The 26236-nt window shown below is 56.4% G+C and carries 17 protein-coding genes; 11 read left to right on the forward strand and 6 right to left on the reverse strand.

Annotated features, from left to right (window positions below):
* Together ccoO and ccoN are read right to left on the reverse strand one after the other, a co-directional pair.
* Positions 1 to 741: a cytochrome-c oxidase, cbb3-type subunit II gene (gene ccoO / locus IB265_RS14765; RefSeq protein WP_192371169.1), complete on the reverse strand. Its 741-nt coding sequence runs from the start codon at positions 739 to 741 to the stop codon at positions 1 to 3.
* 97 nt (positions 742 to 838) lie between these two features.
* The gene (ccoN, locus tag IB265_RS14770) at positions 839 to 2281 is read right to left on the reverse strand and encodes a cytochrome-c oxidase, cbb3-type subunit I (RefSeq protein WP_192371168.1); all 1443 of its coding nucleotides are present in this window, start codon (positions 2279 to 2281) and stop codon (positions 839 to 841) included.
* Positions 2282 to 2492: 211 nt separating this feature from the next.
* Between ccoN and IB265_RS14775 the strand changes: the two genes are divergently transcribed.
* From IB265_RS14775 to IB265_RS14800, 6 genes are all read left to right on the forward strand, one after another.
* Positions 2493 to 3158 carry a 2-dehydro-3-deoxy-6-phosphogalactonate aldolase gene (locus IB265_RS14775; RefSeq protein WP_192371167.1) on the forward strand — a complete coding sequence of 222 codons (666 nt, stop codon included), beginning with the start codon at positions 2493 to 2495 and terminating at the stop codon, positions 3156 to 3158.
* A 155-nt stretch (positions 3159 to 3313) separates the two neighbouring features.
* On the forward strand, positions 3314 to 4276 hold the full coding sequence (gene dapA, locus IB265_RS14780) for a 4-hydroxy-tetrahydrodipicolinate synthase (protein ID WP_192371166.1): 963 nt from the start codon (positions 3314 to 3316) through the stop codon (positions 4274 to 4276).
* A gap of 258 nt (positions 4277 to 4534) precedes the next feature.
* Positions 4535 to 5758: a 5-aminolevulinate synthase gene (gene hemA / locus IB265_RS14785; protein WP_192371165.1), complete on the forward strand. Its 1224-nt coding sequence runs from the start codon at positions 4535 to 4537 to the stop codon at positions 5756 to 5758.
* A 108-nt stretch (positions 5759 to 5866) separates the two neighbouring features.
* Entirely contained in the window at positions 5867 to 7075 is a 1209-nt protein-coding gene (locus IB265_RS14790) for an NAD(P)/FAD-dependent oxidoreductase (RefSeq protein ID WP_192371164.1), read from the forward strand.
* Positions 7076 to 7461: 386 nt separating this feature from the next.
* On the forward strand, positions 7462 to 7875 hold the full coding sequence (locus tag IB265_RS14795; RefSeq protein WP_192371163.1) for a cupin domain-containing protein: 414 nt from the start codon (positions 7462 to 7464) through the stop codon (positions 7873 to 7875).
* 312 nt (positions 7876 to 8187) lie between these two features.
* Positions 8188 to 8823: a response regulator transcription factor gene (locus IB265_RS14800; protein ID WP_192371162.1), complete on the forward strand. Its 636-nt coding sequence runs from the start codon at positions 8188 to 8190 to the stop codon at positions 8821 to 8823.
* Positions 8824 to 9680: 857 nt separating this feature from the next.
* Here IB265_RS14800 and IB265_RS14805 read toward each other — a convergent pair.
* Entirely contained in the window at positions 9681 to 12299 is a 2619-nt protein-coding gene (locus IB265_RS14805; RefSeq protein WP_192371161.1) for a PAS domain-containing protein, read from the reverse strand.
* A 62-nt stretch (positions 12300 to 12361) separates the two neighbouring features.
* Entirely contained in the window at positions 12362 to 13012 is a 651-nt protein-coding gene (locus IB265_RS14810) for a response regulator transcription factor (protein WP_192371160.1), read from the reverse strand.
* Positions 13013 to 13399: 387 nt separating this feature from the next.
* Here IB265_RS14810 and IB265_RS14815 point away from each other — a divergent pair, with 387 nt between their 5' ends.
* The 5 genes from IB265_RS14815 to IB265_RS37765 all read left to right on the forward strand — a co-directional run bounded on the left by IB265_RS14815 (position 13400) and on the right by IB265_RS37765 (position 19158).
* Positions 13400 to 14938 carry an ABC transporter substrate-binding protein gene (locus tag IB265_RS14815; RefSeq protein ID WP_192371159.1) on the forward strand — a complete coding sequence of 513 codons (1539 nt, stop codon included), beginning with the start codon at positions 13400 to 13402 and terminating at the stop codon, positions 14936 to 14938.
* Positions 14939 to 14966: 28 nt separating this feature from the next.
* Positions 14967 to 16712, forward strand: a complete 1746-nt coding sequence (locus IB265_RS14820) for an ABC transporter ATP-binding protein (RefSeq protein ID WP_192494866.1) — start codon at positions 14967 to 14969, stop codon at positions 16710 to 16712.
* Entirely contained in the window at positions 16709 to 17566 is an 858-nt protein-coding gene (locus IB265_RS14825) for an ABC transporter permease (protein ID WP_309140340.1), read from the forward strand. The genes IB265_RS14820 and IB265_RS14825 overlap by 4 nt, the downstream gene beginning before the upstream one ends.
* 3 nt (positions 17567 to 17569) lie before the next feature.
* Positions 17570 to 18568 carry an ABC transporter permease gene (locus tag IB265_RS14830; protein ID WP_246805947.1) on the forward strand — a complete coding sequence of 333 codons (999 nt, stop codon included), beginning with the start codon at positions 17570 to 17572 and terminating at the stop codon, positions 18566 to 18568.
* Positions 18569 to 18840: 272 nt separating this feature from the next.
* A complete protein-coding gene (locus IB265_RS37765; protein ID WP_375293069.1) occupies positions 18841 to 19158 on the forward strand; it encodes a helix-turn-helix domain-containing protein in 318 nt (105 codons plus the stop codon).
* A 32-nt stretch (positions 19159 to 19190) separates the two neighbouring features.
* Here the strand turns inward: IB265_RS37765 and IB265_RS14840 are convergent, their stop codons facing one another.
* Together IB265_RS14840 and IB265_RS14845 are read right to left on the reverse strand one after the other, a co-directional pair.
* A complete protein-coding gene (locus IB265_RS14840; RefSeq protein ID WP_246805948.1) occupies positions 19191 to 19820 on the reverse strand; it encodes a TetR/AcrR family transcriptional regulator in 630 nt (209 codons plus the stop codon).
* A 173-nt stretch (positions 19821 to 19993) separates the two neighbouring features.
* Positions 19994 to 26218: a PAS domain S-box protein gene (locus IB265_RS14845; RefSeq protein ID WP_309140341.1), complete on the reverse strand. Its 6225-nt coding sequence runs from the start codon at positions 26216 to 26218 to the stop codon at positions 19994 to 19996.
* Between the last annotated feature and the right edge of the window lie 18 nt (positions 26219 to 26236).

The raw sequence follows: 26236 nt of genomic DNA on the forward strand, positions 1-26236 counted from the left end.
TCAGTCTTTCGGCTCGTCCAGCCGGACGTTTGAAAAGTCGACCATGGTGCCGAGCACCTGCAGATAGGCGATCAACGCATCCATTTCTGTGATGAGGTGAGGCTGGCCGTCGAAATCGCCGATCTTCGCCCCGGGGTAACGGGCGAGCAACGCGTCCGTATCGTCGCCCGAGGCTTGGGCGCGGACGTCTGCCGCTGCCTTCAGAACCGCCTCACCCGTGTACGGAACGCCAACGCCTCGCAACGCGCGCAGGTGATCCGATATATCGGAGTACTGCAACTCGCGGCTTTGAAGGAAGGGGTAGCCAGGCATCACGGACACCGGGACCACATCGCGTGGATTGATCATGTGCGCGATGTGCCAGGCATTCGAGTATTTTCCGCCTACTCGTGCAAGGTCTGGCCCTGTGCGCTTTGAGCCCCACAAGAACGGATGATCGAACATACTCTCCGCAGCGATAGAATAATGCCCATATCGCTCGACTTCATCGCGGAATGGTCGGACTTGCTGGCTATGGCAAGTGTAACATCCCTCACGCGTATAGATGTTTCGCCCGAGTTGCTCGAGCGGGGTGTAGGGTCTGACCCCCTGCACCGGTTTGATAGTTTCATCAAGACGAAACAGCGGAACGACCTCGACGAGGCCTCCTATCGCAACAACAAGGAAACTCAGGACGAATAGCAGGGTCGTCGAGCGCTCGATGGTTTCGTGCGAGACTTTCTTTTCAGGTGCTTTTGCCATGCGAAGCAACGTCTTTCAGCTTGAGCTGGAGGGACTGGTCAGTCTTCGAGTGAGAAGGCGACCTAGCGTACCGGGTGCAAATCGAGAGGGTCTCGGATTAACGTGGCATCCTCCGTCGAAATCTCGAGCCGTGGATGGTCATGCAGGTGTTGATCACCATCAGCAGCGCGCCAAGTAGGTACATTGAACCGCCCAGCGCCCGAATGACGTAATACGGATGCAGCATCGCTACGCTGTCGGCGAAGGAGTACTGAAGGAAGCCGAACTGGTCGTAGGCTCGCCACATAAGCCCCTGGGCGATACCGGCAACCCACATCGCGGAGATGTAGAGGACGATTCCGATTGTCGCGAGCCAGAAATGCCACTCGATCAATCGGTGAGACCAAAGTTGGGATCGCCAAAGTCGCGGAACGAGATAGTAAATCGAACCGAACGTCATAAAGGCCACCCAGCCGAGCGCCCCGGAGTGAACATGGCCAACAGTCCAGTCGGTGTAGTGGCTGAGGGCGTTGACCGCTTTGATGGACATCAACGGACCTTCGAACGTCGCCATGCCGTAAAAAGCCACTGCGACCACCAAGAAGCGCAGTATCGGGTCGGTACGCAGCTTCCCCCACGCGCCAGACAAGGTCATGATGCCATTGATCATCCCACCCCACGAGGGGATCCAAAGCATGATGGAAAAGGCCACACCCAGCGTTTGCGCCCAGTCAGGAAGCGCGCTGTAGTGGAGGTGATGAGGACCGGCCCAGATGTAGAGGAAGATTAGCGCCCAAAAGTGGACGATGGAAAGCCGATAGGAATAGATAGGCCGCTCGGCTTGCTTCGGAACGAAGTAATACATCATTCCGATGAAGCCAGCCGTCAAGAAGAAGCCGATCATGTTGTGACCATACCACCACTGAACCAGAGCATCCTGCACGCCGGCAAAGCGCGAGTAACTCTTCGTACCAACGAACGAAACTGGACTCGCCAGATTGTTGACGATGTGAAGCACCGCGACGGTGATGATGAAGGCGAGGTAGAACCAGTTCGCCACATATATGTGCGGCTCGCGACGCCGCGCGAGCGTACCGACGAAGATCGCGAGATACGCAAGCCAAGTCACAAGCAGCAGTAGATCGGCATACCACTCGGGCTCTGCGTACTCTTTGCTTTGCGTGATGCCTAACGGATAACCCGTCAGCGCCAATATCAAGAACAGTTGGTAACCAAAGAACACCATGATAGCCATGGAACGGCCGCCCCATAGCCCGACCTGACAAGTCCTCTGCACGACGTACAAAGAAGTTCCGAGGAGCGCGTTACCCGCGAACGCAAGAACGACTCCGGAGACATGAACTGAGCGAAGTCGGCCAAAAGTCGCGTATTCGGAAAAATTCAACGAGGGAAAGGTCAGCTGCAGCGCAACGAACAGACCGGCTGAAAGACCGACGATTGCCCATATAATGGTTGTGAGCGTGAACCAGCGGACGATCTGCTCATTGTAACCAGGTATCGCAATCGTTCGGCGGTCGTCCCACGTTATCGCCTTTTCCATACTCGAACTCGCTTCCCTTAATCCCTAGACAAAGACATAATCGTCTCTTAATGTATGGTTTGTAGCCATACACAATTCGATTTTGGGAATCCAGTCGAAATAGACGGCATCCTTGGCTCTCGACAGAACTGCGACAATGTGCGCCGCATTTACCGAGCCCAACTCGCCGAACCGAACACCACGTGTATGGCTGTTGTCAGTGGAGCCATACATGAAAAACGACCAGATCTCATCGAGCGCGCCAATTGCAGTGGGCGCGACCCTTAAAACTTGCCCGCTCATCGCCGTGCTGCGTTGGATTTCGCCCGACGAGGTGGAAGGCGTGACAGAAGTCTTGGTGGAAAGCGGTTTCCGTCTAATCGAGGTACCGCTCAATTCACCCGATCCATTTAAAAGCATCGAACTCATCGCGCGGCGATTTGGAACGCATGCCGTCATTGGCGCAGGCACCGTGATGAAGCCTGCTGATGTCGCACGAGTGGGCGATGTCGGAGGGCGCCTGATCGTAATGCCGCACGCAGATACGGGAGTAGTACGCGCCGCAAAGGAACAAGGCATGGCTTGCTTCCCCGGGGTGGCGACACCGACAGAAGGATTTGCGGCGCTCGAGGCGGGCGCGGTGGGATTAAAGGTATTCCCTGCGGAATCGATCTCGCCCTCAGTTTTGAAAGCTTGGCGCGCAGTTTTCGCGAGCGAGATTCCGCTTTTGCCGACTGGAGCCATCACACCTGAGTCTATGGCCGGCTGGGTCGAAGCGGGTGCAAGCGGGTTCGGTATAGGGGGAAACCTCTACAAACCCGGACGAACACTTGACGAGATCCGGCGCAGTGCGAACGCCTTCGTCCGCGCCTGGAACTCACTCTCAACAAGCCACTGAAGGAGAACTGGCGTATTGGCGGAGCGAGTAGATCGCTCGAGGGCCGCTACGACCAGATGGTGTCGAGAACGCCGCGATAGACGAGGTGCGCATAAGCTCAACACTTGGCGCCCTCCATCGTGTTCCGTATTTTCTTACAATATTCGGTGACAGTCATGATTCATCCCCCTCAAAAGAGACACCAGCAAGAAAGGGGCCTTCCCGTCGGCAGTATTCCGGCGTTGGTTACGCCGATGCTCGAGGACGGCGAAATCGATTGGGAGAGTTTTCGCAACCTGATTGATTGGCATATCCTCGCAGGAAGCGGCGGCATCGTCGTTATGGGTTCGACCGGCGAGAGTGCGACGGTGTCCTTGCAAGAGCACTGTGACGTGATACTTGAAGCAGTTCGGCACTCTGATGGCAGAATTCCGGTTATTGCCGGCACCGGTGCAAACGCCACAAGTGAAGCGATCGAACTCGCTGCCTTCGCCCGAACCGCTGGCGCCACGGCCGCGCTTTCGGTGGTGCCTTACTATAACAAGCCGACCCAGAACGGAATTTTCCAGCACTTCAAAGCCGTTGCCGACGCCGTCGAACTTCCGTTGATACTCTACAACGTGCCCGGACGAACTGTCGCCGACATGAGCAACGAGACGGTACTGCGCTTGGCAGAGATACCCAATATCAAAGGGTTGAAGGACGCGACAGGCGACATTGCCCGCGGCGTTATGCTAATGCGCGTACTACCGACAGACTTTATCGTCTACAGCGGGGACGATCCGACCGCGGCGGCTCTTCTTCTTCTGGGCGCCCAGGGGACGATATCGGTCTCGGCCAATGTTATCCCGGTCGCGATGTCGTGCTTGTGCGCAGCGGCACGATCGGGCGACGTTGATACAGTCAGGCGCATCAGCAATAGGATAGCCCCACTGCATGAGGCGATGTTCGTAGAATCGAACCCGATCCCCGTGAAATGGATGCTCGCGAAACGGGGGATGATTCAAGCGCATTGCCGGTCCCCGCTCACGCCTCTTGATGCAAGCTGGCACGACTTTCTCTGGGAGACATTCCTGCAGGCGACTGAGATTGTGGCGGATCCCGACCCACAGGCGGCAAATCTCCGAGCAAGCACCTAGAAAGATTGCGCGTCATCGAAAAGTTCTGGTCGAACGCTTTCACGGCCTTTTCGGCTAGCACGCGCAGGAGCTTTCGGGCGTTTTCGGTTCAGGTGCTTCTGACGGGGTTCTACTGAGATCCCGTCTGCGTCGTAGTAGCGCAAGGGAAAGTCCACTCCTTGAAATGTACGGCTATAACGCGTACACTTTTTGAAAGTTGTGTATGGCTACTTCGTTAAATGGACGCAATCGCGGTTCCACGAACAGGACAGGTGTATCATGGACTATAATAAGCGGTTCCAAGCCCTCCTCTCGGAAATGAAGCTTGACGGGCGCTATCGTACCTTCGCCGAACTCGAGCGCATTGCGGGCGAATTCCCGACTGCGCTGTGGCATAGGCCGGAAGGCGGCACCAGGCGCGTTACCGTTTGGTGCAGCAATGACTATTTAGGAATGGGCCAGCACCCCGATGTGCTCGACGCGATGCACAAGTCGATTGATCGATCCGGTGCCGGCACGGGCGGTACGCGAAACATCTCTGGGACCAATCGGCACCATGTCGCCCTGGAAACCGAACTTGCCGATTTGCATGGCAAGGAAGCCGCACTGATTTTTACATCCGGCTGGATCTCGAACTTGGCAGCCCTCGGTACGCTTGGGCGCGTCCTTCCGGACTGCGCCATATTTTCGGACGCTTTAAACCACAACTCCATGATCGAGGGCATCCGGAGGTCCGGTGCCGAGCGATTTATCTTCCGTCACAATGATGCCGCGCATCTTGACGAACTCATGAGCGCTGTCGATCCCACGCGACCGAAGATCGTTGCCTTCGAAAGCGTTTACAGCATGGACGGCGACATAGCTCCGATCGCGGCTATCTGCGATGTGGCCGAGAAGCACGGTGCGATAACCTATTTGGACGAAGTGCATGCGGTTGGATTGTACGGACCTCGGGGTGGAGGCATTGCTGAACGCGACGGCCTCGCGGAGCGCCTCACAGTGATCGAAGGCACTCTTGCGAAGGCCTTTGGTGTTATTGGCGGCTATGTCGCGGGACCGGCAGCACTGATCGACGTCATCCGCAGTATGGCGGATAGTTTCATCTTCACCACCTCTCTCTGCCCGCACTTGGCAGCCGGCGCTCTGGCCGCCGTCCAACATGTCAGGCAGCATCCGGAGGAACGAGGCCGCCAGGCAGCCAACGCCGCGAGGTTGAAAGCCATGCTTGCCGACGCTGGACTGCCGGTTCTCGATACCCCGAGCCACATTCTACCCGTCATCGTCGGCAATGCGCATCTATGCCGCACGATCAGCCAACAGCTGCTGGAAGAGTATAGCATCTACGTTCAACCCATCAATTATCCGACCGTGGCACGAGGCCAGGAACGATTGCGCATCACTCCTACTCCATTTCACACGGAAGAGGACATGCGCGCACTGGTGAGCGCCCTCGTCGAGATCGGCCGGAATATTGGCTGGGTCACCGCGCAGCAGGTCGCCTGACCAGGCCCACTGCCTCTCGTCGCGCGATGAGATTGCAGGTGGGTTCGAACGCTTTTGGAGTGATCGGGATCGTCGCACCCGGTCAGAGAGCCCACGTAAGGAAAATTAATGACGAAGAAGATCATAATCGGTGGTTGCGGTTTTGCCGGATTGTGGGCGGCCATATCCGCTGCGCGCGCCGTTTCGCTCACCGGCGACGAAGATAACGTAGACATCAGCATTGTCTCGCCAACCCCCCACCTAACCATTCGTCCGCGGCTCTACGAAGCTGGGATCGATAACATGAACCCCGCAGTTGGCGATCTGCTGGAGGTCGTCGGGGTCCGCCACGTAGGCGGTGTAGTGGAGACCATCAACGCCAAAGCAAAGACCCTCATCGTTGCGAGAAACGATGGTAGCCGAGAGACGCTGGCTTACAACCGGTTCGTACTCGCGACGGGAAGCGAGGTGTTTAAGCCGGCCGTCCCGGGTCTTGAGGAATACGCGTTTGACATTGACCAGCTTGAGGCAGCGGAGAGGCTTGACGGGCATCTGAAAGGGCTTCGCCAACGACCAGCTGGCATAGCGCGAGATACGGTCGTGATCGCTGGAGGCGGGTTGACCGGTCTGGAGACCGCGACTGAAATGCCTCTTCGGCTGCGTTCCGCGCTCGGCGAAAACGCTGACTTTCGCATCGTCCTCGTGGATGCTGCCGACGCGGTGGGTTTATCAATGGGCGAAGAGGCCCTGCCCTTCATTCAAGAGGCATTGGCTCTAGGCGGAATAGAAACCCGGCCCGGAGTCCATGTCACAGCGATCGAAGCCAATCTAGTCACCTTGTCCTCGGGCGAATGTATCGGCACGAACACTGTGATCTGGACGGCCGGAATGCGTGCCAGTCCGATCACGGCGCAGATACCTGGAAAGCACGACCGGCTAGGTCGAGTAATTTGCGACGCATTTCTCCGCGCACCCGCCGGAAAGGGAATTTTCGTGACCGGAGACGCTGCCAATGCCGCCACGGACGACCGTGGAAATTCCAGCGTGATGTCGTGTCAGCACGCACTGAGCCTGGGCCGGGTGGCGGGGTATAACGCCGCCGCCGAATTGATTGGTCTGAACCTTCATCCGTATCGCCAGCCGAGATATGTGACCTGTCTCGATCTGGGCGATTGGGGAGCGCTTTACACCGAAGGGCGGGAGCGCGAAGTCCAAGTCACACACCAAGATGCCAAGAAGCTGAAAAAGCACATCAACAAGCTGTGCATATATCCTCCTGCGGCCGATCGGGACGCAGCGTTCGCCATCGCAAATCCAGACTTCGTTATCGTCCCTTGAACAGCCAAGTTCCAGGTTCAGAATAGATGGAAGCGACGTCGGCGCGGTCGTTTTTTACCGCTGTTTAAAGGCTCCGGCCCCGCTCCCGCGGCATTGCGGTGAGCGGGTCCTTTTTGTCATCGAAGTCGTTGCCCGAATCCTTGGCATAAATGATCAGCTATTCGTTTTCGGGACGCGCCGTTTAGACAGGGACTGCTCCAGGGATCGCTCCAGATTTGACTTGGCGGGGTTCGAGCCGGCCCAGAGCGTTCTAGCTCGAGCACCGTTTTGAGTCCCTCCGGTGATCTTCTTTGAGCGAAGTTCTTGTGAAACGAACGTATAACTAGCCTGGGGATGAGCGACGGATAGCATCCAATTTGCAAAGCTTTTTCTTAAGGAGACACTTGATGTTGAAGTCAATCGTCGCGGCATTTTCGGTTGCATTGATTGTTGGGACGCCCGTTTACGCGGGGGGAAAGCCCCATAACGCAAAAATCACTGTGATATTCGATCACAAGCTACCAAACGTTCCTGGCAAGAGCATGCGCGGGGTTTTAGTGGAGTATGGACCCGGCGGATCTAACCCATCGCATACCCATGCGAAGAGCGCGTTCATCTCGGCGACGGTGATACAGGGACGCATTAAAAGTCAGGTCAACGATGGCAAGTTGAAGATTTACGAGACTGGGGAAAACTGGATTGAAGTCCCCGGGGATCACCACCTGGTGAGCGCGAATGCCAGTGATACAGAGGATGCCAAAATTCTCGCAGTGTTCGTTGTTGACACAAACGATGCCGAACTCACGACTCCTGACCACTAAGGCCTGACTTGCCGTCTGCAGGATCACTCCGCGGGTGATGGACGCGGAGTTCAGCCAGTTTAGCGCGCCATTGCTTCGCGTGGCGCGCGTCCCTCCAACGACGACGGAAATTACTGGATGCATCATAATGAAAATCGTTGGCACCGGCGTTTTTGTTTGGTTTCCAGCCAGTCACTGACGCAGCTAATTTACTGTATGTAGGAAGCTGCCACAATTGGTGATGGGAACTACACCATCGTATAGTTCTGAATTGCCGCCCCTCCTGAGACAATTCGTAGCGCAGCCATCGTTCGTGGTGTGGAGGAGTGCTGGATGTCCACCGAACTAAAGCAACAAGCCCCATCGACTGAAGAACAAGTCGTTGTTGTAATTGACGACGACCTTGATATCCGTCTTTCGATGGTTGAGCTCCTTGAATCTTCCGGGATCAGGTCGACTGCCTTCGGCGACGCTTTGGATTTCGTTGAGAATGGCTGCCTCGAAGCTCCCGGCTGTATCGTTTTGGATGTGAACCTTCCTCGTATCAGTGGAATGGAATTCCAATGCCGCCTGGCAGAGCTCGGCTGCGATCTGCCCATAGTCTTTGTGACAGGGCATGCGGATGTGCCTATGAGCGTCACGGCAATGAAAGCTGGTGCGATTGACTTTCTCTTGAAGCCTTTCAGCAACAGGCAATTGCTTGAGGCCGTGATGAAAGCCTTCGAGACAAATAGGTGCAGCCGGCAATCTGCCCTCCAGAGAAATGCCATCAAGGAGAACGCATCCACCCTGACTCCGAGGGAAAAACAGGTAATGCATCATGTTACAAACGGCCTGATGAACAAGCAGATAGCATATGCACTTGGCATAAGTGAGATCATGGTGAAAATACACCGGGCGAATGTGATGCACAAAATGGAGGCGAGTTCGCTCGCGGACCTGGTGAAAAAGTCCGAACTACTGTGTTGATCAGGTTTGCTTTTCGCTGTTTCGGCAAAAAGAGGCTGGGATCACCTCTGCACGCAAGTCCCCGTCAGAGGCGCGAATGTCGCGTCTGACGCGGTTTACGAGTTCTTCTTCAGAACAAGATCGCACCTTTAACATGACGAGCATCGATGTCTTTGCGGCGTGGCATCGGAGCACGCGCGTCGGAGTGCCAGATTGCTGCGGCCATCAACTGTCTGCTCTGCTTCAGGCCACGCATTCCGCTCTGCCTCCCATGAGCGACCAAGTTTCTGGCGGGTTCGATGGAAGCAGCCCCGATACAAACACATGTATAGTTCCCCGGTCGGACGCTTGCATATATCGTAGCAAATACGGCTCGCATCTACCTCCCAAGGACGGTTCTCCTCCCCGTCCCAGGCGGCCCCCCCACCACCGCCGCAGCGCAGCCATGGCCGTCCTTTGCAAAACAAAGGGCGGCCTCTCGAATCCCAACTCCGGCGAGAACGTCGATACCCAGTATCTGGCGGCTGATTATCTGGCTACTCGGATTTTCGTGGTGGTGCTTTCCCGTTTATGGAAAGAATGTGAAGGCGCCCATCGAACTCGGTGCGCACCAGGAGGTCCATCGGACAATTAAAGCGGCGAAGATTGGCTGCCGCCGCCCGCATCCCAACGTGTCGATCGACACTCAGGATTCCGGACATCCACGGAAAGCGAATGTGCTGCGGGCATGCTGTCGTCCGCCTTGGCAGACGTCATCGGCGGGGACGGTTGTTCCACCTGGCATCTGTCAAGCCGGACGCAATACTTTGGACTTCAGCAAAATGTGGGCGTGTTTCTCAAGGTCACGCTTCCACACTGAAATTCGGTCGGCCGATTATCTACTCGGTCGGTCGACGGGATGAAATCGGAAGCAAGAAGCAAATTGCAGCACCATTTGAACTCAAGTTTTCAGCCCATATACTTCCACCGTGCGCCTCTAATATCGTGCGACAAATCGACAACCCCATTCCAATACCTTCATTCTTCGTCGTGAAGAAGGGATCGAAGATGCGTTCCACATCATCAATGCCCGTTCCTTGATCCCGGAATTCGATCCTCAGCATGCCATTTTCCGCCTGCCCCGAGACTATAGTCAGCGTGCCGGATCGCGCACCGGCCTTCTGAATCGACTCGATCGCGTTGCGCAGGAGATTGAGGATTACCTGTTCGATTTGCACTCGGTCCGCAGTCGCTTCAGGCAGGTTCGGCTCGAGATGGAGTTGGAGCTTTATGTGGTTCCCCATCAGTTTGTCGCCCGCGAGTTCACAAACTTCCTCAATGAGGGTGTTCAAATCGACGGGTTGACGACGCGATCCAGTTTGTTTGAAAAGCGCTCGGATACGAGCCACGACCTGCGCCGCTGCATCGGCGTTCCTAATGACAGACGACGCACTGCGATTAGCACGCTCAAAGTTCGGAGGATCAGCGGTAAGCCAACGCTGAAAGGCATTGGCATTGGAAACCATCGCCTGGAGTGGCTGGTTGAGCTCGTGTGCAATTGATACTGAAAGCTCGCTCAAGCTGGCAGCTCGGGAGGCGCGCGCCAGTCTCTCATCTGCTAATCTCAGCGCTTCCTGCGCGCGGACCTCGTCGTCCACATCTAGGTTCACGCCGTACCACTGAATTATCACACCATTTTCGTCGCGAAATGGTTCACTTCTTCCTTCAACCCACCGATACACGCCATCCCCTCGCTGCTGTCGGTAGCGCATGGCGAATGACTGACCCGCCTTGTGACAATACGCCAATCGGCTTGCTACCGCCTCTCGGTCGTCTGGATGTACAAGGTCTCGCACTGCTTTCGTCCTCTGATTACGGCGCTCGGCCAGCCCGAGCCCCTGATACTCCATCAGGCGCTTGTTCACATAGATCGGTTCGCCCTTCGGATCGGACAAGAAAATGCCGACCGGCACGGTATCGATGAGATGCTGCAGGTAGCGCTCGCTCTCCCGGAGTGCCATTTGCGCCCGTACTTCTTTCTCTATGATGAAAGAAACTCCGTACCATCTAATGATTTGACCCGCTTGGTCGCGAAGTGGTTCCACGCGAGAATCGACCCATCGATATTCGCCGTCGTTCCTCCGAAACCGCGCCTTAACGTGTAGCGGTTCCCCAGCGGCGAACGATTGTTCGAATGCACCGGCAACTTTCTGCCGATCCTCGGGATGAATTAACTCGAGGTGCGTGATCGGCCTGTTGAAAGCAGTCTGGCCCTCAAGAGAAACGCCGCTCCATTCGACAAATCGTTCGTTGAAGTATTGTGGTTCCCCCGTCGGGGTGATCAACCAGATCATGGCTGGGACCGTATCGATGAGAACACGGAGTTCCTGCTCTCGTTCTTGAACCGCCAGGTGCGCTTCGACTTCCTCGGTTATATCCAGACAAACTCCGTACCACTGTAGGATCGAACCATCGGCGTCGCGCAGCGGCTCTGCCTTTCCGTCGATCCACCTGTACGCCCCGTCCGCACGACGCTGCCGGTATTTGCTGGCAAATGGCTGGCCCGTCGAAAACGAATGTATCAACGCCTCGGCAACCTGGCTTGTATCATCAGGATGTGCCGTATCGACAATGATCGACGCCGGGTCGTTGCCAGTATTTATGTCGGCGAGAGAGAGGCCCGACCAGCTGACAAGAGTCTTGTTTACGTAGGAGGGCCTTCCCACGGGATCCGCACACCAGATGAGCGCGGGCACCGTATCAATCAGTCTGCGCAATTGAAGTTCGCTCGTACGCAGTGCCGCCTCTGCTCGCTTTTGATCGTCAATATCGACGGTCGTCCCGAACCAACCCGTGATATTCCCGCGCTCGTCGCGTGAGGCTACCGCTGAGTCGCGGAACCACCGATAGGTTCCGTCATGACGACGAACTCGCTGTTCGTCCACAAGTGGTTCCCCCGTTTTCAGGCTATATTCCCAACGCGCCATGTTTCGCTCGGCATCATCTGGATGCACGAAAAGCTTCCACCAGGCATGCGGGTCCTCATCCATGATCCGACGCATTTCTTCTGCACTTATGCCGATGAAATCCAACCCGGCGGGATTCACGAAGCGCATGCGCCCGTCAGGATAGGCTGACCAACCTAGCCCTGGAATGTCCTCAGCGGTTGGCTGACCCAGCCGGTGGACCTCCTCAAAAAAGCTGACCGTTCGAAATGTCTGCAGAAGTAGCCAAAGTCCGAGGGCCGAAATCGCAAAGGCTCCCAAGCGCAGGTACCAGTCTCCGACGGCAAATAATGCAGGGAATGGCAAGAGCCCAGGATAGAAGAGAATTAGCGAGAAAAACAGGGTTGCAATGGGAACAGCCAACAGCGCGGCCCTCCAACCGAGACAAATCCAAGAGGCTGAGATAGCGATCATCAACCCAGCAGGCTCGTGCGAAATGCCGGCGAGCACCGCCCCGGCGACGCTCGTAGCGATCGCAAGCAGATTGCGGCTGCGTCTTGAAATCGCCTCCATCGCGGCCTCCGTATATTGAAGCGTCAGCCTAATGGCGCCGCGCGCGACAGGTAGGAAGGTATTCAGCCATCACGCGTCTTCAACTCATCGGGTAGCGCTTGCCAGGCACCGACCAGATGAGGAACCGAGCTAACCTGCATTTTCTTCATCATGCTACTGCGATGGAGCTTAACGGTGACTTCGCTTATCCCGAGGTCGAAGGCGATCTGTTTGTTAAGCGCCCCTTCCACCACTAGCTTCATCACCTGTCGCTCGCGAGCGGTCAGCGCCCTATAACGGTCGATATGAAGGCGTGACATAGCAGCCTGCTCCCGCCGCACAACGTCGGTGGATATTGCTTTAACGACCGCGTCCAAGAACGTTTGATCTCGAACCGGCTTTGTAAGGAAGTCGAGCGCTCCGGCCTTCATCGCTTCCACACTCATAGCGATGTCGCCGTGAGCGGTGAGGAACAGGATGGGTGTATTTATCCCTTTGTTCGCCAGATGATGCTGGAGATCTAGGCCACTCAGCCCCGGCATCCGAACGTCCAGCACGAAACAACCGGGTCGGTCCGGCAACTTCGCGGCGAGAAATTCTTGCGCAGACGCGAATGACAAAGACTCTATCCCGACCGAGTCCAGCAAGTTGCCCATTGCCTCGCGGACATCGCAATCGTCGTCCACGAGCGTCACGATAGGAGCTTTTTTACTTTCTGCTACTGACGCCTTCATCTGAGCCTCCCAGTCTGACTGCGTGTCGCCTTGTGGCTGCGAGTAGGGCGACAGTGCGTCAAGCAGATACTAGATCACACTCTGTTCGCGGTGAAGGCCTTGTATCGCAGATGCTTCTGTTCTCCAATCACGACTCAGGCCATGTCCAGAGGACGAGATCGAACGCCAGGCTGGATTTTTCCTTTTTCTACAGTGACTTAATTTCATAACGCCGTAGCTCATCTCTCTCTTTCATCATAGCTCGGTCAAGGGCCACTACAAATTTCTGGCGAGGAATCTTCAAGATTTATGGTCTTTGAGGATTAGTTTCTTTGGAAGTGGCTATGCAGACAGAGGTTGCAACGCAGCAAACATCCGCCCCAGCAAGAAACCCGACAGGACAACCACATGCGGAGCAGGCCTAAGCGTCTCATTTCTTTTCTCGTTGCGTGTGCATCAGCGGTGTTTATTGTTTTTTTGGGGCTCGCGACGCACGCGCAGCAACGAGAGGTCCTACGGGTGCCACTCTCTTCCGATATCGGGACTTTCGACCCGGATAACGGCTTTGAAATCGCAGCGATAAGTGCGGTCAACGATGTCTACGAAGGCTTGGTCAAGTACGAGTCCGGCTCCACCAAAGTAACAGGGTCGCTTGCCAAAGCGTGGGATATTTCGGAAGACGGAATGACTTACACCTTTCATCTTGTGGGAGGGGTACGGTTCCATGATGGAGCCCCAATGAACGCAGACGCAGTCGTAAAGTCTCTCAAGCGCCGCCGAGATCGGGGTCTCGTCCTTAGCTATTTTCTCAAGAACGTGAAGGAGATCAGCGCACAGAACGAAGATACCGTTGTGCTCAGGCTTCATTCGCCTCAACCTTCCTTGCTGGATTCGCTGGCCAGCCCATGGGGCCCGAAAGTGATCAGTCCGCAGGCGCTAGACAAACACGACGTCGGCGACTCCTCCACAAAATGGCTTAACGAGCATGCTGCTGGTACAGGTCCGTACACGCTCGTGGAGTTCAAGCGAGCGGAACGGTATTCTTTGGAGCGGTCCAAAGACTATTGGGGTAAGCGTCCATTCTTCGACAGAATTGAGCTGCCGGTTATACCGGATCTAGCTCAGCAGATTTTGAAGCTGCAGGCGGGCGAGATCGATGTTGTCCCCAAAAACTATCCGATCGCACAGCTCGATAGATTGCCTCCCAATCTCGAGATAACGGCAAAGCCAAGTATGACGCAATTCAGCCTATTCATTAAGCCTGGTACCGCGCTAGAGAATCCAGAGGTCCGTCGAGCGGTATTAACTGCGATCAACCCCAATCTATGGGTGAGAGAAGCATTTGGCAAATACGCCAGCGTTTCCCAGTCACCCTACCAGAATATGATGCTCACACCGGAACAACCGATCGTATTCCCTACCGATTTGGAGGCCGCAAAAAGAACAATCGCCAAACATGCGCCCGTCAACCTCACATTTGGCCTGTACAGTGCTGCTCCCAGCTATGGCCGTATATCCGATTTGATGATGGCTCAACTCGCGTTGATTGGAGTGAACGCGAACGCCCACATTCTGCCGCCGGGAGCAGCTTACGCCATGAAGGGAAAGCCGGATGCGCCCGATTTGCTGCTGACGATTTCGTCTCCTGACGCCGCTGATCCGGAAAACCAAGCCACAGCTTTCTTCACGAAAGACGCGCCGGGTAATTTCTACGGTCGCCAGATTCGGGAAGCCGACGCATTAGTTAACCGAGCCAGCGTCCTGGCAGACCCGAAGGCTCGTAACTCCCTGTATGAGCAATCCGGGCACATGTACTTCGATGCCGGATTCGTCATTCCGCTCATCGACGCCTACGACATTGTTGTCCATATAAAAGGATTGCGCGATCTGGGCCTCCGGCCCGTGTTTCCGCCTGGCAATATTGACTTTGCAAGTGTCCGAAAATGAACCGAAGCTCAATTTGAGAAGCACCGCGATGTCCGAGGAAGTTCTGGCAATCAGACATCTCTCAGTGACCCTCCACCGAGACGGCATTGCGAAGTTGGTGCTGGAGAACGTTAGCTTGACGGTAGGTGCCGGAGAGATCGTGGGGATCGTCGGCGAGAGCGGCTCTGGCAAGTCCACTATTGGCCACGCCGTCCAAGGGCTGCTGCCCCAGGGCTCCCAGCCGGGCCTGAGCGGATCGATCCTTCTGGCGGGGGAGGAGATTGCGGGCGCGTCGCCTGTTCGGCTGCGTGGAGTCCGCCGAACTATCGTGCGAGCGATCCCCCAAGATCCCCTGAGCGCACTCAATCCCACGATGACCATCGGCGACCAGTTGCGCGAATCGACAAAGGAACCCGATATCCTGGACTGGTTGCAACGGACTGGACTTCCGGACGCGAAAGGGATTGCCGCCTCCTTCCCCCATCGCCTGTCTGGAGGACAGCGACAAAGGGTCCTCATCGCGATGGCTATGATGGCTGGACCGAAATTGCTGATTGCCGACGAACCAACGACGGCACTCGACGCCTCCATTCAAGCCGAAATCCTCGACCTTCTTCGACGAGCAGCGAGAGAACAGAATGTCGCAATATTGTTCATAACCCATGACCTCGGGGTGGCGGCCGGCTTAGCGGACCGTCTCGTCGTTCTTCATGGGGGGCGGGTTGTCGAAGTCGGGCCGATCCGCGATGTGATCAAAGATCCCGGTCATCCTTACACCGCGGGACTTCTCGCAGCTCGGTTCGATCTTAGGACGGAGCGGCGTCATCCCCTGCCAACTCTGCCTGCCCCGAACGGCAGCTCTGCTGAGTTCTCCCAGGGGTGTAATTACGTACCACGCTGCCCGATCGCCAAGCTCGAATGCGCGAGTTGCGTCCCTGCCCTTCGGGGACACCCACATCACCCAGGTCTGGTCGCATGTCTTTTTCCGGGGCGGGCGAACAATCTTGCGAAACCACAGCCGCTCGAACCGTGGCCAGCCAGATACATCGACCGGGACGACGTCGCCCTGAAATTCTTCAAAATCGCGAAATCGTTCCCCGTCGGCGGACGGAGTTTCTGGTCTTCACAGTTTCGGCTCGTCTTAAAATCCGTCGATCTGTCGATCAGTCGCGGCGAATGCGTTGCTCTGCTCGGAAATAGCGGGGCTGGGAAATCAACGCTTCTAAAAATCGCCGCCGGTTTGCTGCAACCCGATGGTGGTTATGTCTTCCGTACCGACGATCGGCCTCAGGTTGTATTTCAGGATGCCGTGTCGTCCCTGACACCTTGGCTAACCGTTGGAGAGCAAATCGGCGAGCGACTGCGTCGCTCCGGGATGCGGCCGCGCGAGCTTACTCGTCGCGTTGAAGAGGCTATGGAGATGGTGGAGCTGGAGCCGGCGCTGCTGAATGTCCTCCCTGCAGACTTATCAGTCGGTCAATGTCAGCGCGCCGTTGTTGCGCGAGCTGTGGTCGTTCCGCCCAAGCTCTTGCTATGCGACGAACCTATCAGCGCCATGGACGCATCGCTTTCCGCAGCAATGCTGAACCTTTTCGGTCGCCTTCGACGTCGACTTGATATGGCCACGCTCTTCGTGACCCACGATTTGGCTGCAGCAAGAATCGTAGCTGACCGAATAGCCGTCTTAAGAGAGGGTGAAATAGTCATCGACGTAGAGCCCGACACGCGCTCCCTAGCAACTCTGGTTTCCTCGCCGGGGTTAGCAACCAATCTCGTCGGAGGTGCTAAACGGTGATCGAAGACAAGAGACCGGGGCCGAGGTGGATTGGCGCGGACTGGCGCACCACCCTTCGACGCATAGGCCGCCTCGAAAAGGTCAGCATATTCGGCATGGTGCTCATAACGTTTGTTGCCGTTTTCGCCGATTGGCTCGCTCCATACGATCCGCAGCTGCGAGTTGCAAACGGATATCTACCGCCCTCGTCGGAATACTGGTTTGGAACAGACGAAATCGGGCGCGACCTGTTTTCTAGGGTCTTGCTGGGAGTGCAATTCACCTGGCTCCCCGGCTTGACCGTCATTCTCTTCAGCGCGGTTCTGGGCTCGGCGATCGGCGTCCTTTCTGGATTTCTTGGCGGAAAGGCGGACATATTCCTTCAACGAATGGTCGACTTCTTCCTGATTTTTCCGTCGACGCTCGTCGCGCTCGCCACAATTGCGGTGCTTGGCCCCGGTCTCACGAACACGATGATTGCGATCGCCATCATTTGGTGGCCATGGTACGCTCGCCTCTGCCGTGATGAAGTCCGGCGACTAATAGTTCGACCGCATTTCGAGGCGGCTCGCACGGTCGGGGTCAGCAGCATGCGTCTGGTCTTCCGGTACCTTTTGCCCGGGGTCACGCCGGCCTTGATTGTGGGAGCAACCCTCGACGTTGCTAACATCGTGATTACGATTTCGCTATTGTCATTCCTCGGACTTGGTCAAGCCGCCCCGGCGCCGGAGCTTGGCGCCATGACAGCGCGCTCGCTCGACAGCCTTACCGTTTTTTGGTGGCTGCCCCTGCTTCCTGGGTCAGTCATCTTCGTTCTGTGTTTGTGCGCAAACCTTGCGGGCGATGGCCTCCGAGCCGCTCTGCGGGGGCGCTAAGTCATGGGCGGTTCTTTGCTTGCTTCTTCCTGCAGGCACCTATGCGGACTCTTAGCCGTTTTGCTGGTAATGAGCTTTTTCGCGTTCTGCTTGCAGAGCGTTATTCCCGCGGATCCGGCCAGAGCCGTCGCCGGGCCGTCCGCCCCGAAAGAAACCGTGGAATTGGTTCGGAAGCAACTGGGTCTGGACGAACCTATCATGGTTCAATACGGGCGCTTCCTGCTTCGTCTGGCAAGAGGAGATTTGGGAACATCGTTCCGAACCCGCCAACCGATCACCGCCGACATCTCGAGGCACTTACCCGCAACGCTTGAACTGATGGCCATGTCGATCTTCCTGGGGATTGTGCTTGCAGTTGGATTAGCCTCGCTCCAGCTCGTCTTTCCTCGCTCGGGCGCGGTACGGGTGGCCCTTATCGCGATCGGTTCCTTCCCGATTTTTTTGTCCGCCCTGCTACTAACTTTCATTTTTTGGTTCAAGTTGCAGATGTTTCCGGGAAGCGGGCGCCTCACTCAATCGGAGTTCTCGGGCCCGACCGGGCTGCATATCGTCGACGGTTTGCTGACAGGCCATCCATTCATTACCCTCGATGCGCTTTGCCATATCCTCCTACCTTCGCTCGCGTTGGCTTTCCCGATAGCCGTTGCAGTTGGGCGGACCTTGGGGGGAGCGCTTCATGATGTCATGCAACAACCCTACATCCGGACCGCACGCGGGAAAGGAATTAGCGAAACTCGGCTGGTACTCTTGCATGGCCTCAGGAATTCAGCGTCAGCGCCCCTCGCCATGCTCGGCCTCCAGATCCGCCTTCTTTTTGGGAACCTGTTAATAGTTGAGCGGATATTCGCGTGGCCCGGAGCCGGACACTATATGGTGGAGTCGCTGACAAGCTCAGATCTACCGGCCGTACTCGGCGTTTCGATGGTCTTCGGCGCTCTCTACATCGTCGTCAATATCGCCATAGAGGTCGCCCAGTCCATAGCAGACCCCCGCATCACCTGATGGCACCATTCTGCCACTCCAAACCTCCCCGCTGGAATAGACAATCTACGCCCTTAGGATAGGTAATAGATACTACAGTCCGATAGAAGGGATTGTTGCTTGCAGCTTTACTGGATGGGTTGGCGGCAAGGTGGGAGGACGTGATGCAACCGGCGACCGGCTCGATCCAAGGGGGGGTAAGTTCCCCGGCCCCATCAAACCCGAGGGCATCCTATCAGGACAGGACCGGCCTTTGCGATTGGCAGATGAAGCGTGTTGTGAGCTTTCTGGCAATGCGAATAGACTCGTCCGTGCGCGTAAGCGACCTTGCGGCAGAAGTGAACCTCAGTCCTAGCCATTTCGCCCGCGCATTCACCATTCGTCTTGGGCTTTCACCGTATACCTTCATCATGAAACTGCGGATAGAGCGGGCTAGCGAGCTTCTCCTTGCGTCCGACAAATCGTTGGCCGAAATTGCCTTCAACTGCGGCCTCGCCGACCAGGCACATTTTAGCCGCCTCTTTCGGCGGTTTTTCGGAACAACCCCTAGCCGATGGCGGCGGGAACAGTTGGCGGGTGGCGCGAGAAAAGATGGGCCTCATCTTTGGTGATAAGGCGTTGCATCTGTTTGTGATCGCGTCGCCTATTCTGTCGTATTTCGTGGGCGTACACCGTTCAAAAACACAGTCACCGCAGACTTGACTGCTTCGCGCGTTTCCTTGGCCGAGGGCGGGGGGCGAAGTCCCAGTACAACCTGTAAGTGAAGGTTATCACGAATCATGCCGACAAAGTGGCCCGCAATCCTGAGGCAGTCATCGGCGTGAATCTCGCCTCGTTCGCGTGCGTCCTGCAAGACCTCGGCCAGCCGCAATGTTGCCCGGCCGGGCCCTTGGTCGTAGAATGACGACACAAGGTCGGGGAATCGGCTGAACTCGGTAACAGCTATTCGGTAGATTCCTATCAACGCAGGAGACATGTAAGCGCTCATGAGGCGCTGCCCAAAGGCATTAAGGGTCTCATGAAGGTCTTGGCTTTCTCGTTGCTCGATCACCAGGCTGGACAAAAGCGTATTTGCATTTTCAGTGACAATCGCCAGGAACAATCCCTCCTTGTTCCCGAACTCATTGTAAATGTTGCGCTTTGACCCGCCCGCCCGTTCGATAATCGCGTCTATGCTCGTGGCGGCATAACCTTGCTCGAAGAAGACCTCGGCGGCTGCTCGAAGAATGGCTTCACGGCGCTGTTTCAGACGGGCCGACATTGCTGGAACCAAGTTTTTTCCTCTGCAGGATTCAGAAAGGCCACATTTGGTAATTCACATTACCGTAATTGTCAACCGCAGCGGACCGAGCGCGATATTGGCTCGCTGAGCGTTGGTAGCCCAATTTATGACGGAGCGGTGTGGATTAGAAGCGAGCGTGGCAAGCCGACGTCTCGCTAGTAGCCTTACTCTCGTTCAATCGGTAGGGTAAACTGAAATACGGCGCCGCGGGGGATATTTGCGGTCGCCCACAGCCGTCCGCCATGTGCCTCCACAAGCGAGCGGCTAATCGCCAACCCCATGCCCAATCCCTGGGTCTTTGTGGTGAAGAAGGCGTCAAACAAATAGTCCAGCGTTCCTTGATCAAACCCTGGCCCGGTGTCCTGGATCTCTACAAGTATATGAGTCGTGCCACTCAGGGCCGACCGGACCTGAAGTTCGCGCGCATTCTTTTCTACGCCAGCGAGAGCCTCGATCGCATTCATCAGGAGATTCAATATGACCTGCTGCAGCTGAATACGATCTGCTAGGATGATCGGCAAAGTCTTAGATAGATGGGTCTCAAGCGCTATCCCGCTTCTTTGCAGTTCTCCACGGGCCAACGCGATAACTTGCTGGATAGACTCGTTGACGTCGACCCATTCTCGTTTCGGCGGTTCTTTTTTGGCCAACGCTCGTATCTGGCCGATGATGTCGCTTGCACGGTGGCCTCCCTCAATTACACGTGTGGCGGATCGGCTCGCCTCCTTATATTTTCCCGCTTCGAGCCAGCGCAAACACGCGCCGGCATTAGTGACTATAGCGTCAAGTGGTTGCGCCACCTCGTGAGCAATAGACGCGCTCATTTCCCCGAGCGTTGCTATCCGGGTAACGTGTGCCAGTTCGTCCTGCGCCTTCCTCAGCCGGTCTTCGGTGCGCTTGCGAGCAGTTACGTCGCGCAAAATACCGCTGAAGAAGAGGTCGTTACCCTCCCCGACTTCCGCGAACGAAACGTCCAGATCAATTTCGCTCCCGTCCTTGCGAAGTCCTGGCAATGACACGGCATTCCACGATATTCGTTTCTCGCGTGTCTTTAGATAGCGACCAATGGCTTCCGCATGGCGGTGCCGCATGCGCTCAGGCATGAGCAACGTGATTTTCTTGCCGATTATCTCTTCTCGGGTGTAGCCGAACGCCTTCTCCACGGCGCTGTTGACAAAGAGCACCGTGCTGTGTTGGTCGATCGCCAGTATAACGTCCGTCGCGGTTTCGGTTAGGGTCCGGTACCGCTCCTCGCTTTGACGCAAGGCGTACTCCTGTATCTTTTGCTCGCTGATGTCCTTAATATAAGTGCAAAGATGGACCGCCGCGCCATTCGCATCCAAGACAACGGATGCATTTAGGTAGGCCCAGACGGTAGACCCGCCCTTCGCTAAGTACCGTTTCTCGAGATCGAATGACTTTATCTCGCCCCGGATTAGGCGCTCGCATTGAGACCACTCGAAATCAACGTCGTCCGGGTGAGTGAAATCGTGGAAACGGCGTCCTAGTAATTCGGCTTCCGAATAACCAAGCAACTCGCACAGAGTGGGCGGGACCTTTAGCCAACGCCCTTCGAGATCCGTGTGCGTCGCCATCACGAGCGAAAATTGCTCGGTGCGCGCTAAATTTTCCTGGCTCTCAATCAGAGCAACTTCAGCAGTTTTGCGATCGGTTAAGTCCAGAATGAACGCAACCCCTTCAGTCGACTCCTTCTCGAACAACGCGGCACCCAGAAGCACCGGAATGCGGCTACCGTCCATGCGATAGAACTCTTTTTCATAAGGTTGCACCGAGCCCTTCTCTCGGATTTCAGCAAGGGCACGTTCGTCACCCTCTCGCCATTCGGAAGGCGTCAAGTCTCTCCAGCGCACGCGCCCCGAAAGGAGATCGTCGCGACTGCATCTCAACATGTGAAGAAAGGCGTCGTTAGCTTCGGTGATCTCGCCATCAAGAGTCCAGATGCAAACACCCATGATATTTGCGTCCACCAAGCGCCGGATCCTCGCCTCTCGTTCCTGAAGTTCACTGTAGAGGCGCGTATTTTCCAAAGATATCGCCGCCTGGAGCACCAGGAGTTTCAAGACCGACATTCGGGCGGGAGTAAACACGTGGGGAAGGAGGTTGTTCTCAAGATAAAGTAGCCCCGTTAACTTTCCCCCGTTGAGGAGCGGCAGACAGAGGGCGGAGCGAATTTTCTGCCGGCGAACGTAGTCATCCGAGAAAAGCGAGCTTTCCGCCGAAGCGTCCCCCAGGATCAAACTTTCATGAGTACGCATAACATACTGGACAATTGCATTCGGTAGGGAAACATTCAGGAGTTTCTCGACCCGAGTTTCCACGAGGACAACGTCGTCGCTTCCACACGCCTCTGCTGCTATTCGCAGTTCGTCACCCAACGGCAGGATCAACAGCGCTCTTTCAGCGCCGGCATGCTCGAGAGCGGCTCGCATGAGCGTCTCGATCAATTTCTCCAGGTCGTTTTCACCTCCTACGGTTTGGGAGACTTTTAATATAGTGGCGAGATCCAATTGCTCGACCGGGGCGGCGATGGTGGAAACTCCTACCGACTGGCCAGTCTCCAGTCGCAGGTGCGCATATTGATGATCCAGTTGCCGGACCTTGGCTATTGCACCCCAACGGAGGTAGCAGGACCGCGCGTTGCGGAGATAGGTGTCGGCGATCGTGGCGAAGTCGCGTGATTGGTAATATCTTGACGCAAGTTCGTGCGCCAGTCCCTCGTTTTGGATGAATCGGTTGTCGTGTGCCGATCGGATTGCGGTCTCGTAAAATCGCATAGCGTCGAGATCTCGTCCTTGTAAACGCGAGATCTCGGCATTAAGCAACGCGGCCCGGTTGTCGAAGCTCTCCGCACAATTTTCTGCCCACTCCAATATTTGCCTCCGGTGATCGAGGAGGGAGGCCAGGTGCTGACCTCGCTCCTCGCCCGTCGTGAGGTCGCAAGCCGACGCGTGCACAAGTGCGGCGTAGAAATGAAAATCGGCGGCTTCCAGGAAGGCCCTGGTCGACCACAACAACGGGGTGGCATTGGCTATTGCATCTATGCCAGCCGCGATGTCTCGGGACAGCACACAGGCCTGCAGCTTATGAAGCCAGTAGGTGCAGGCGCAAAGTGCAAGAGGAGGCTGGTCTCTTAAATGACGCTCGTATGTTTTGTCACCATAACCTTCGTTGTCCAACGAATTGAGATCCAATGACGCGCCACGGAGCGCCCGTAGCAACATGAGCTGCCCCGAAAACCAATCGACTGCAAAACCAAACCGCGCTTTGCGAGCATATTCGAGCCCTCGTTCCGCTTCACGTTGCACCTCGTCCAACGGCAATCCCGAGACCAGCAAGTTCGTGATCAGATTTTTGAATCCAAAGACTGCGTACGTCAAATCGCCCGCGGCATCTGCGAGATCGAAACCGCGCTTTATGAACTCGCGGCTGACGAGCAGATCTCCGGCCCAGGGAAGAGCGAAAGCACCAACGGAAGCATAGACGCGCGCCTCGAAACGACGCAGGCCGCGTTTCTCGATGAGGTCACAGGCCAGCTTTCCAAAACGGAAAGCAGACTGGTATTCTCCGAAACGGAAGCCCAAGACTCGATTGATGTGTGCGTAGGAATAGCAAGAGGCATCACAGTTCCCGTGCTCCAGACTGAGTGTCGTCATTCGAAGCACGATGAGATCGTAAAGATTGCTTTGAGTGAGCAGGGTTGGCGCAAACATACCCGAAAGCACGTCCATTGTCGCCCGCCAACTGGGATCGACCATTGGCGGAAGATCGATAAGCTGTTCAATAGGACGGAGGTCGAGAAGTCCCCAAATTCTCTCGAGCTCAGCACTTACCAATCCGTCGGCTGGGTCAGCCGACCAATCGATATCGACGTGTCGGAGGTACGCGAGCCCCACGTCGATTGCGCGATCCGGTCGGTCAAGGGTCAGGTAGAGTGCGGTCTGCAGATGGGTTACACCAGCTTTGTCTACTATGGTTTTTGCGTAAGGAAGGAGCTCGGTCAGCCGCCGTTCGGCTGTAGGTAGGTCGCCTGTCAGAAATTCGCATTCGGCCAGGTGTAACTCCAGCTCGAACGCAAGCGAGTACTGACTGTTCCAGCAGTCGTCCCGCAAGAGGGAGCGGCCGGCCGCGAAATACTTTAAGGCGGACGCATAGGCAGTCGATGTCCTCGCTCGCTTGCCTGCGCGCAGATTAAGCTCCGCCACCTGCTCCCGCTCTTCGGCAGCTTGAATGTGCTCCAGACCGCGATCGAGGTGATTGACCATTTCGAAGATTTTAGCGTTGCACTCCTCAGGCGGGGTGCGGGATACGAGTGTTCTCCCGATTCGCACGTGAAGCGAAACTCTTTCGTTCAGGGGAATTAGAGTGTAGGCCGCCTCGTGAACACGGTCGTGGATAAAGGTGTAGGTCCCCTCCACACGCGAGACCATGCCTGCGCGCACCCCGCCCCAGAGCATGCTGTCGACCTCGGCCTCAGAAATTTCCAAGACGGTGCTCAGTGTACCGATCTGCGCGCTGTTGCCTACGCATGCGAGCTTCCCTAAGGCGTCACGTGTCCTTTCGGGTAGGCGGCGCAGCTTTGCAGCCATGAAATCGACGACGTTCTCGGTATAGGCTTTAGCTCCAATGCTCGCCAAATCCCAGGTCCAGGCTGCCTTGTCGTTGTCAAACGCGACTAACCCTTCTTCGACGAGGCCAGTTAAGAACTGGATCGCGAAAAATGGATTCCCGCCCGTTTTCTCGTGAAGGAGTTGAACGAGCGGCTTAGCCGTCGCAGGGGTGCAGTGCAGCGCGTCAACGATCAGATGCCCGATATCGGCCCTAGTAAGAGGTGTAAGCATGATCTCCTGAATTCTGCCCCCGGCGTGTCGGATTGCATCCAGGGTTCGAGCCAGGTGATGCGACGGATCAATTTCGTTGTCTCGATATGCCCCAATCAGCAAGAGATGACGCACCTCCGAATGACTGCCGAGATGCTCGAATAGATCGAGAGTTGCCCTGTCCAACCACTGCAGATCGTCGAGGAATAATGTCAACGGGTGCTCGTCGCTCGCGAACACCGCTAGAAAGCGCCGAAATACCTGTTGGAACCGCGTCTTAGCTTCGAGTGGAGGCAGCTCAACGACAGACGGTTGATTACCCACAATGAGAGCGAGCTCCGGAATGAGGGTGACCATCAGTGATCCGCTCGCCCCCAACGCCTCCCGCAGCTCGAAACGCCACCGCGAGAGTTCGGCGTCGTCCTTGCTCAACAGTTGACGTACGAGACCTTGGAGCGCCTGCGACAAGGTCGCGTAAGGAATGTCGCGCTTATACTGATCGAATTTCCCGGAGGCAAAGAGAGCGCGCTGCGGAACCAGGACTTTTTGGAGCTCATTAACAACGGAGGATTTGCCTATCCCGGAGTAGCCGGACACTAGCACGATTTCCGATGAGCCCTCTCTTACCACTCTGTCGAACGCTGAGACCAGCATCCCAACTTCAGCTTCGCGCCCATAAAGCTTTTCGGGGACCAGCAACTGGTCTGGAATATCGCGAGAACCCAGCCGGAAAGGCTCGATCCGGTGATCCGTCTCCCAACACTTTAGGCAGTGTTCCAGATCGCTGGCCGCGCCTGCCGCGGTCTGGTAACGCTCCTCAGCAGTCTTCGCGAGCAGCTTCATTATGATGTCCGCCACCGGCTTGGGGATACCTGCGACGCGCTCATCTGGGCGCGTGGGCTGACGCGCAATGTGGCAATGAACCCACTCCATGGGATCGCTAGCCGTGAACGGCAGCGCTCCGGTAAGCATTTCGTACAGAGTGATTCCAAGGGAGTATAGATCGCTTCGAGCATCGATCGACCGGTTCATCCGGCCCGTTTGCTCAGGTGCCATGTAGGCCAGCGTGCCCGCAATTATCTCGGGCGGCTCAGGTGACCTTCTTTCGCGCGGTACACGAGAGGTTATTTCAAAGCCCATCAACCAAAGCCCGCCCCGGTCGACGTCGACCAAAACGTTTGATGGTTTAATATCCTTGTGTATGAGGCCGCGGCGGTGCAGGCGGGTTAGCGCCCCGGCCAAGTCGATGGCAACCCGAAGAAATGGCTGGAGTTCCCACGGTTCCCCGATCAAGCGCGCAAGAACTTCGCCGCCCGGGTCCTCCATCAAAAGCTCGGACCTTCCGCCACGCCGCTCAAGCGCGACGGGCCGAGCAGCCCACAATGGCTCCAACTCGGCCCGAAGAGCGTAAGCGTGATCTAGCCGCGCTATAGTTGTCGCCCTCGGTCGCGCCGATGCCGTCGCTCGTACTAACAACAAGCGGCGATCCTGTGACCTTCGGCGGGTCAGGACGAATTCCTCATCTTCCCAAAGTGTCGCCAGTTCTTCCACTCGGAACTCCAGCCGGCG

The sequence above is a fragment of the Ensifer sp. ENS10 genome (assembly GCF_014852025.1).
Taxonomy (GTDB): Bacteria; Pseudomonadota; Alphaproteobacteria; order Rhizobiales; family Rhizobiaceae; genus Ensifer.

Bases quoted from the DNA above. Each gene is read 5' to 3' on its own strand.
- dapA (WP_192371166.1), top strand. From the start codon at position 3,314: ATGATTCATCCCCCTCAAAAGAGACACCAGCAAGAAAGGGGCCTTCCC.
- IB265_RS14830 (WP_246805947.1), top strand. From the start codon at position 17,570: ATGGGCGGTTCTTTGCTTGCTTCTTCCTGCAGGCACCTATGCGGACTC.
- IB265_RS14800 (WP_192371162.1), top strand. From the start codon at position 8,188: ATGTCCACCGAACTAAAGCAACAAGCCCCATCGACTGAAGAACAAGTC.
- hemA (WP_192371165.1), top strand. From the start codon at position 4,535: ATGGACTATAATAAGCGGTTCCAAGCCCTCCTCTCGGAAATGAAGCTT.
- IB265_RS14795 (WP_192371163.1), top strand. From the start codon at position 7,462: ATGTTGAAGTCAATCGTCGCGGCATTTTCGGTTGCATTGATTGTTGGG.
- IB265_RS14810 (WP_192371160.1), bottom strand. From the start codon at position 13,012: ATGAAGGCGTCAGTAGCAGAAAGTAAAAAAGCTCCTATCGTGACGCTC.
- IB265_RS14815 (WP_192371159.1), top strand. From the start codon at position 13,400: ATGCGGAGCAGGCCTAAGCGTCTCATTTCTTTTCTCGTTGCGTGTGCA.
- IB265_RS14820 (WP_192494866.1), top strand. From the start codon at position 14,967: ATGTCCGAGGAAGTTCTGGCAATCAGACATCTCTCAGTGACCCTCCAC.
- ccoO (WP_192371169.1), bottom strand. From the start codon at position 741: ATGGCAAAAGCACCTGAAAAGAAAGTCTCGCACGAAACCATCGAGCGC.
- IB265_RS37765 (WP_375293069.1), top strand. From the start codon at position 18,841: ATGCGAATAGACTCGTCCGTGCGCGTAAGCGACCTTGCGGCAGAAGTG.
- IB265_RS14790 (WP_192371164.1), top strand. From the start codon at position 5,867: ATGACGAAGAAGATCATAATCGGTGGTTGCGGTTTTGCCGGATTGTGG.
- IB265_RS14805 (WP_192371161.1), bottom strand. From the start codon at position 12,299: ATGGAGGCGATTTCAAGACGCAGCCGCAATCTGCTTGCGATCGCTACG.
- ccoN (WP_192371168.1), bottom strand. From the start codon at position 2,281: ATGGAAAAGGCGATAACGTGGGACGACCGCCGAACGATTGCGATACCT.
- IB265_RS14775 (WP_192371167.1), top strand. From the start codon at position 2,493: ATGAAAAACGACCAGATCTCATCGAGCGCGCCAATTGCAGTGGGCGCG.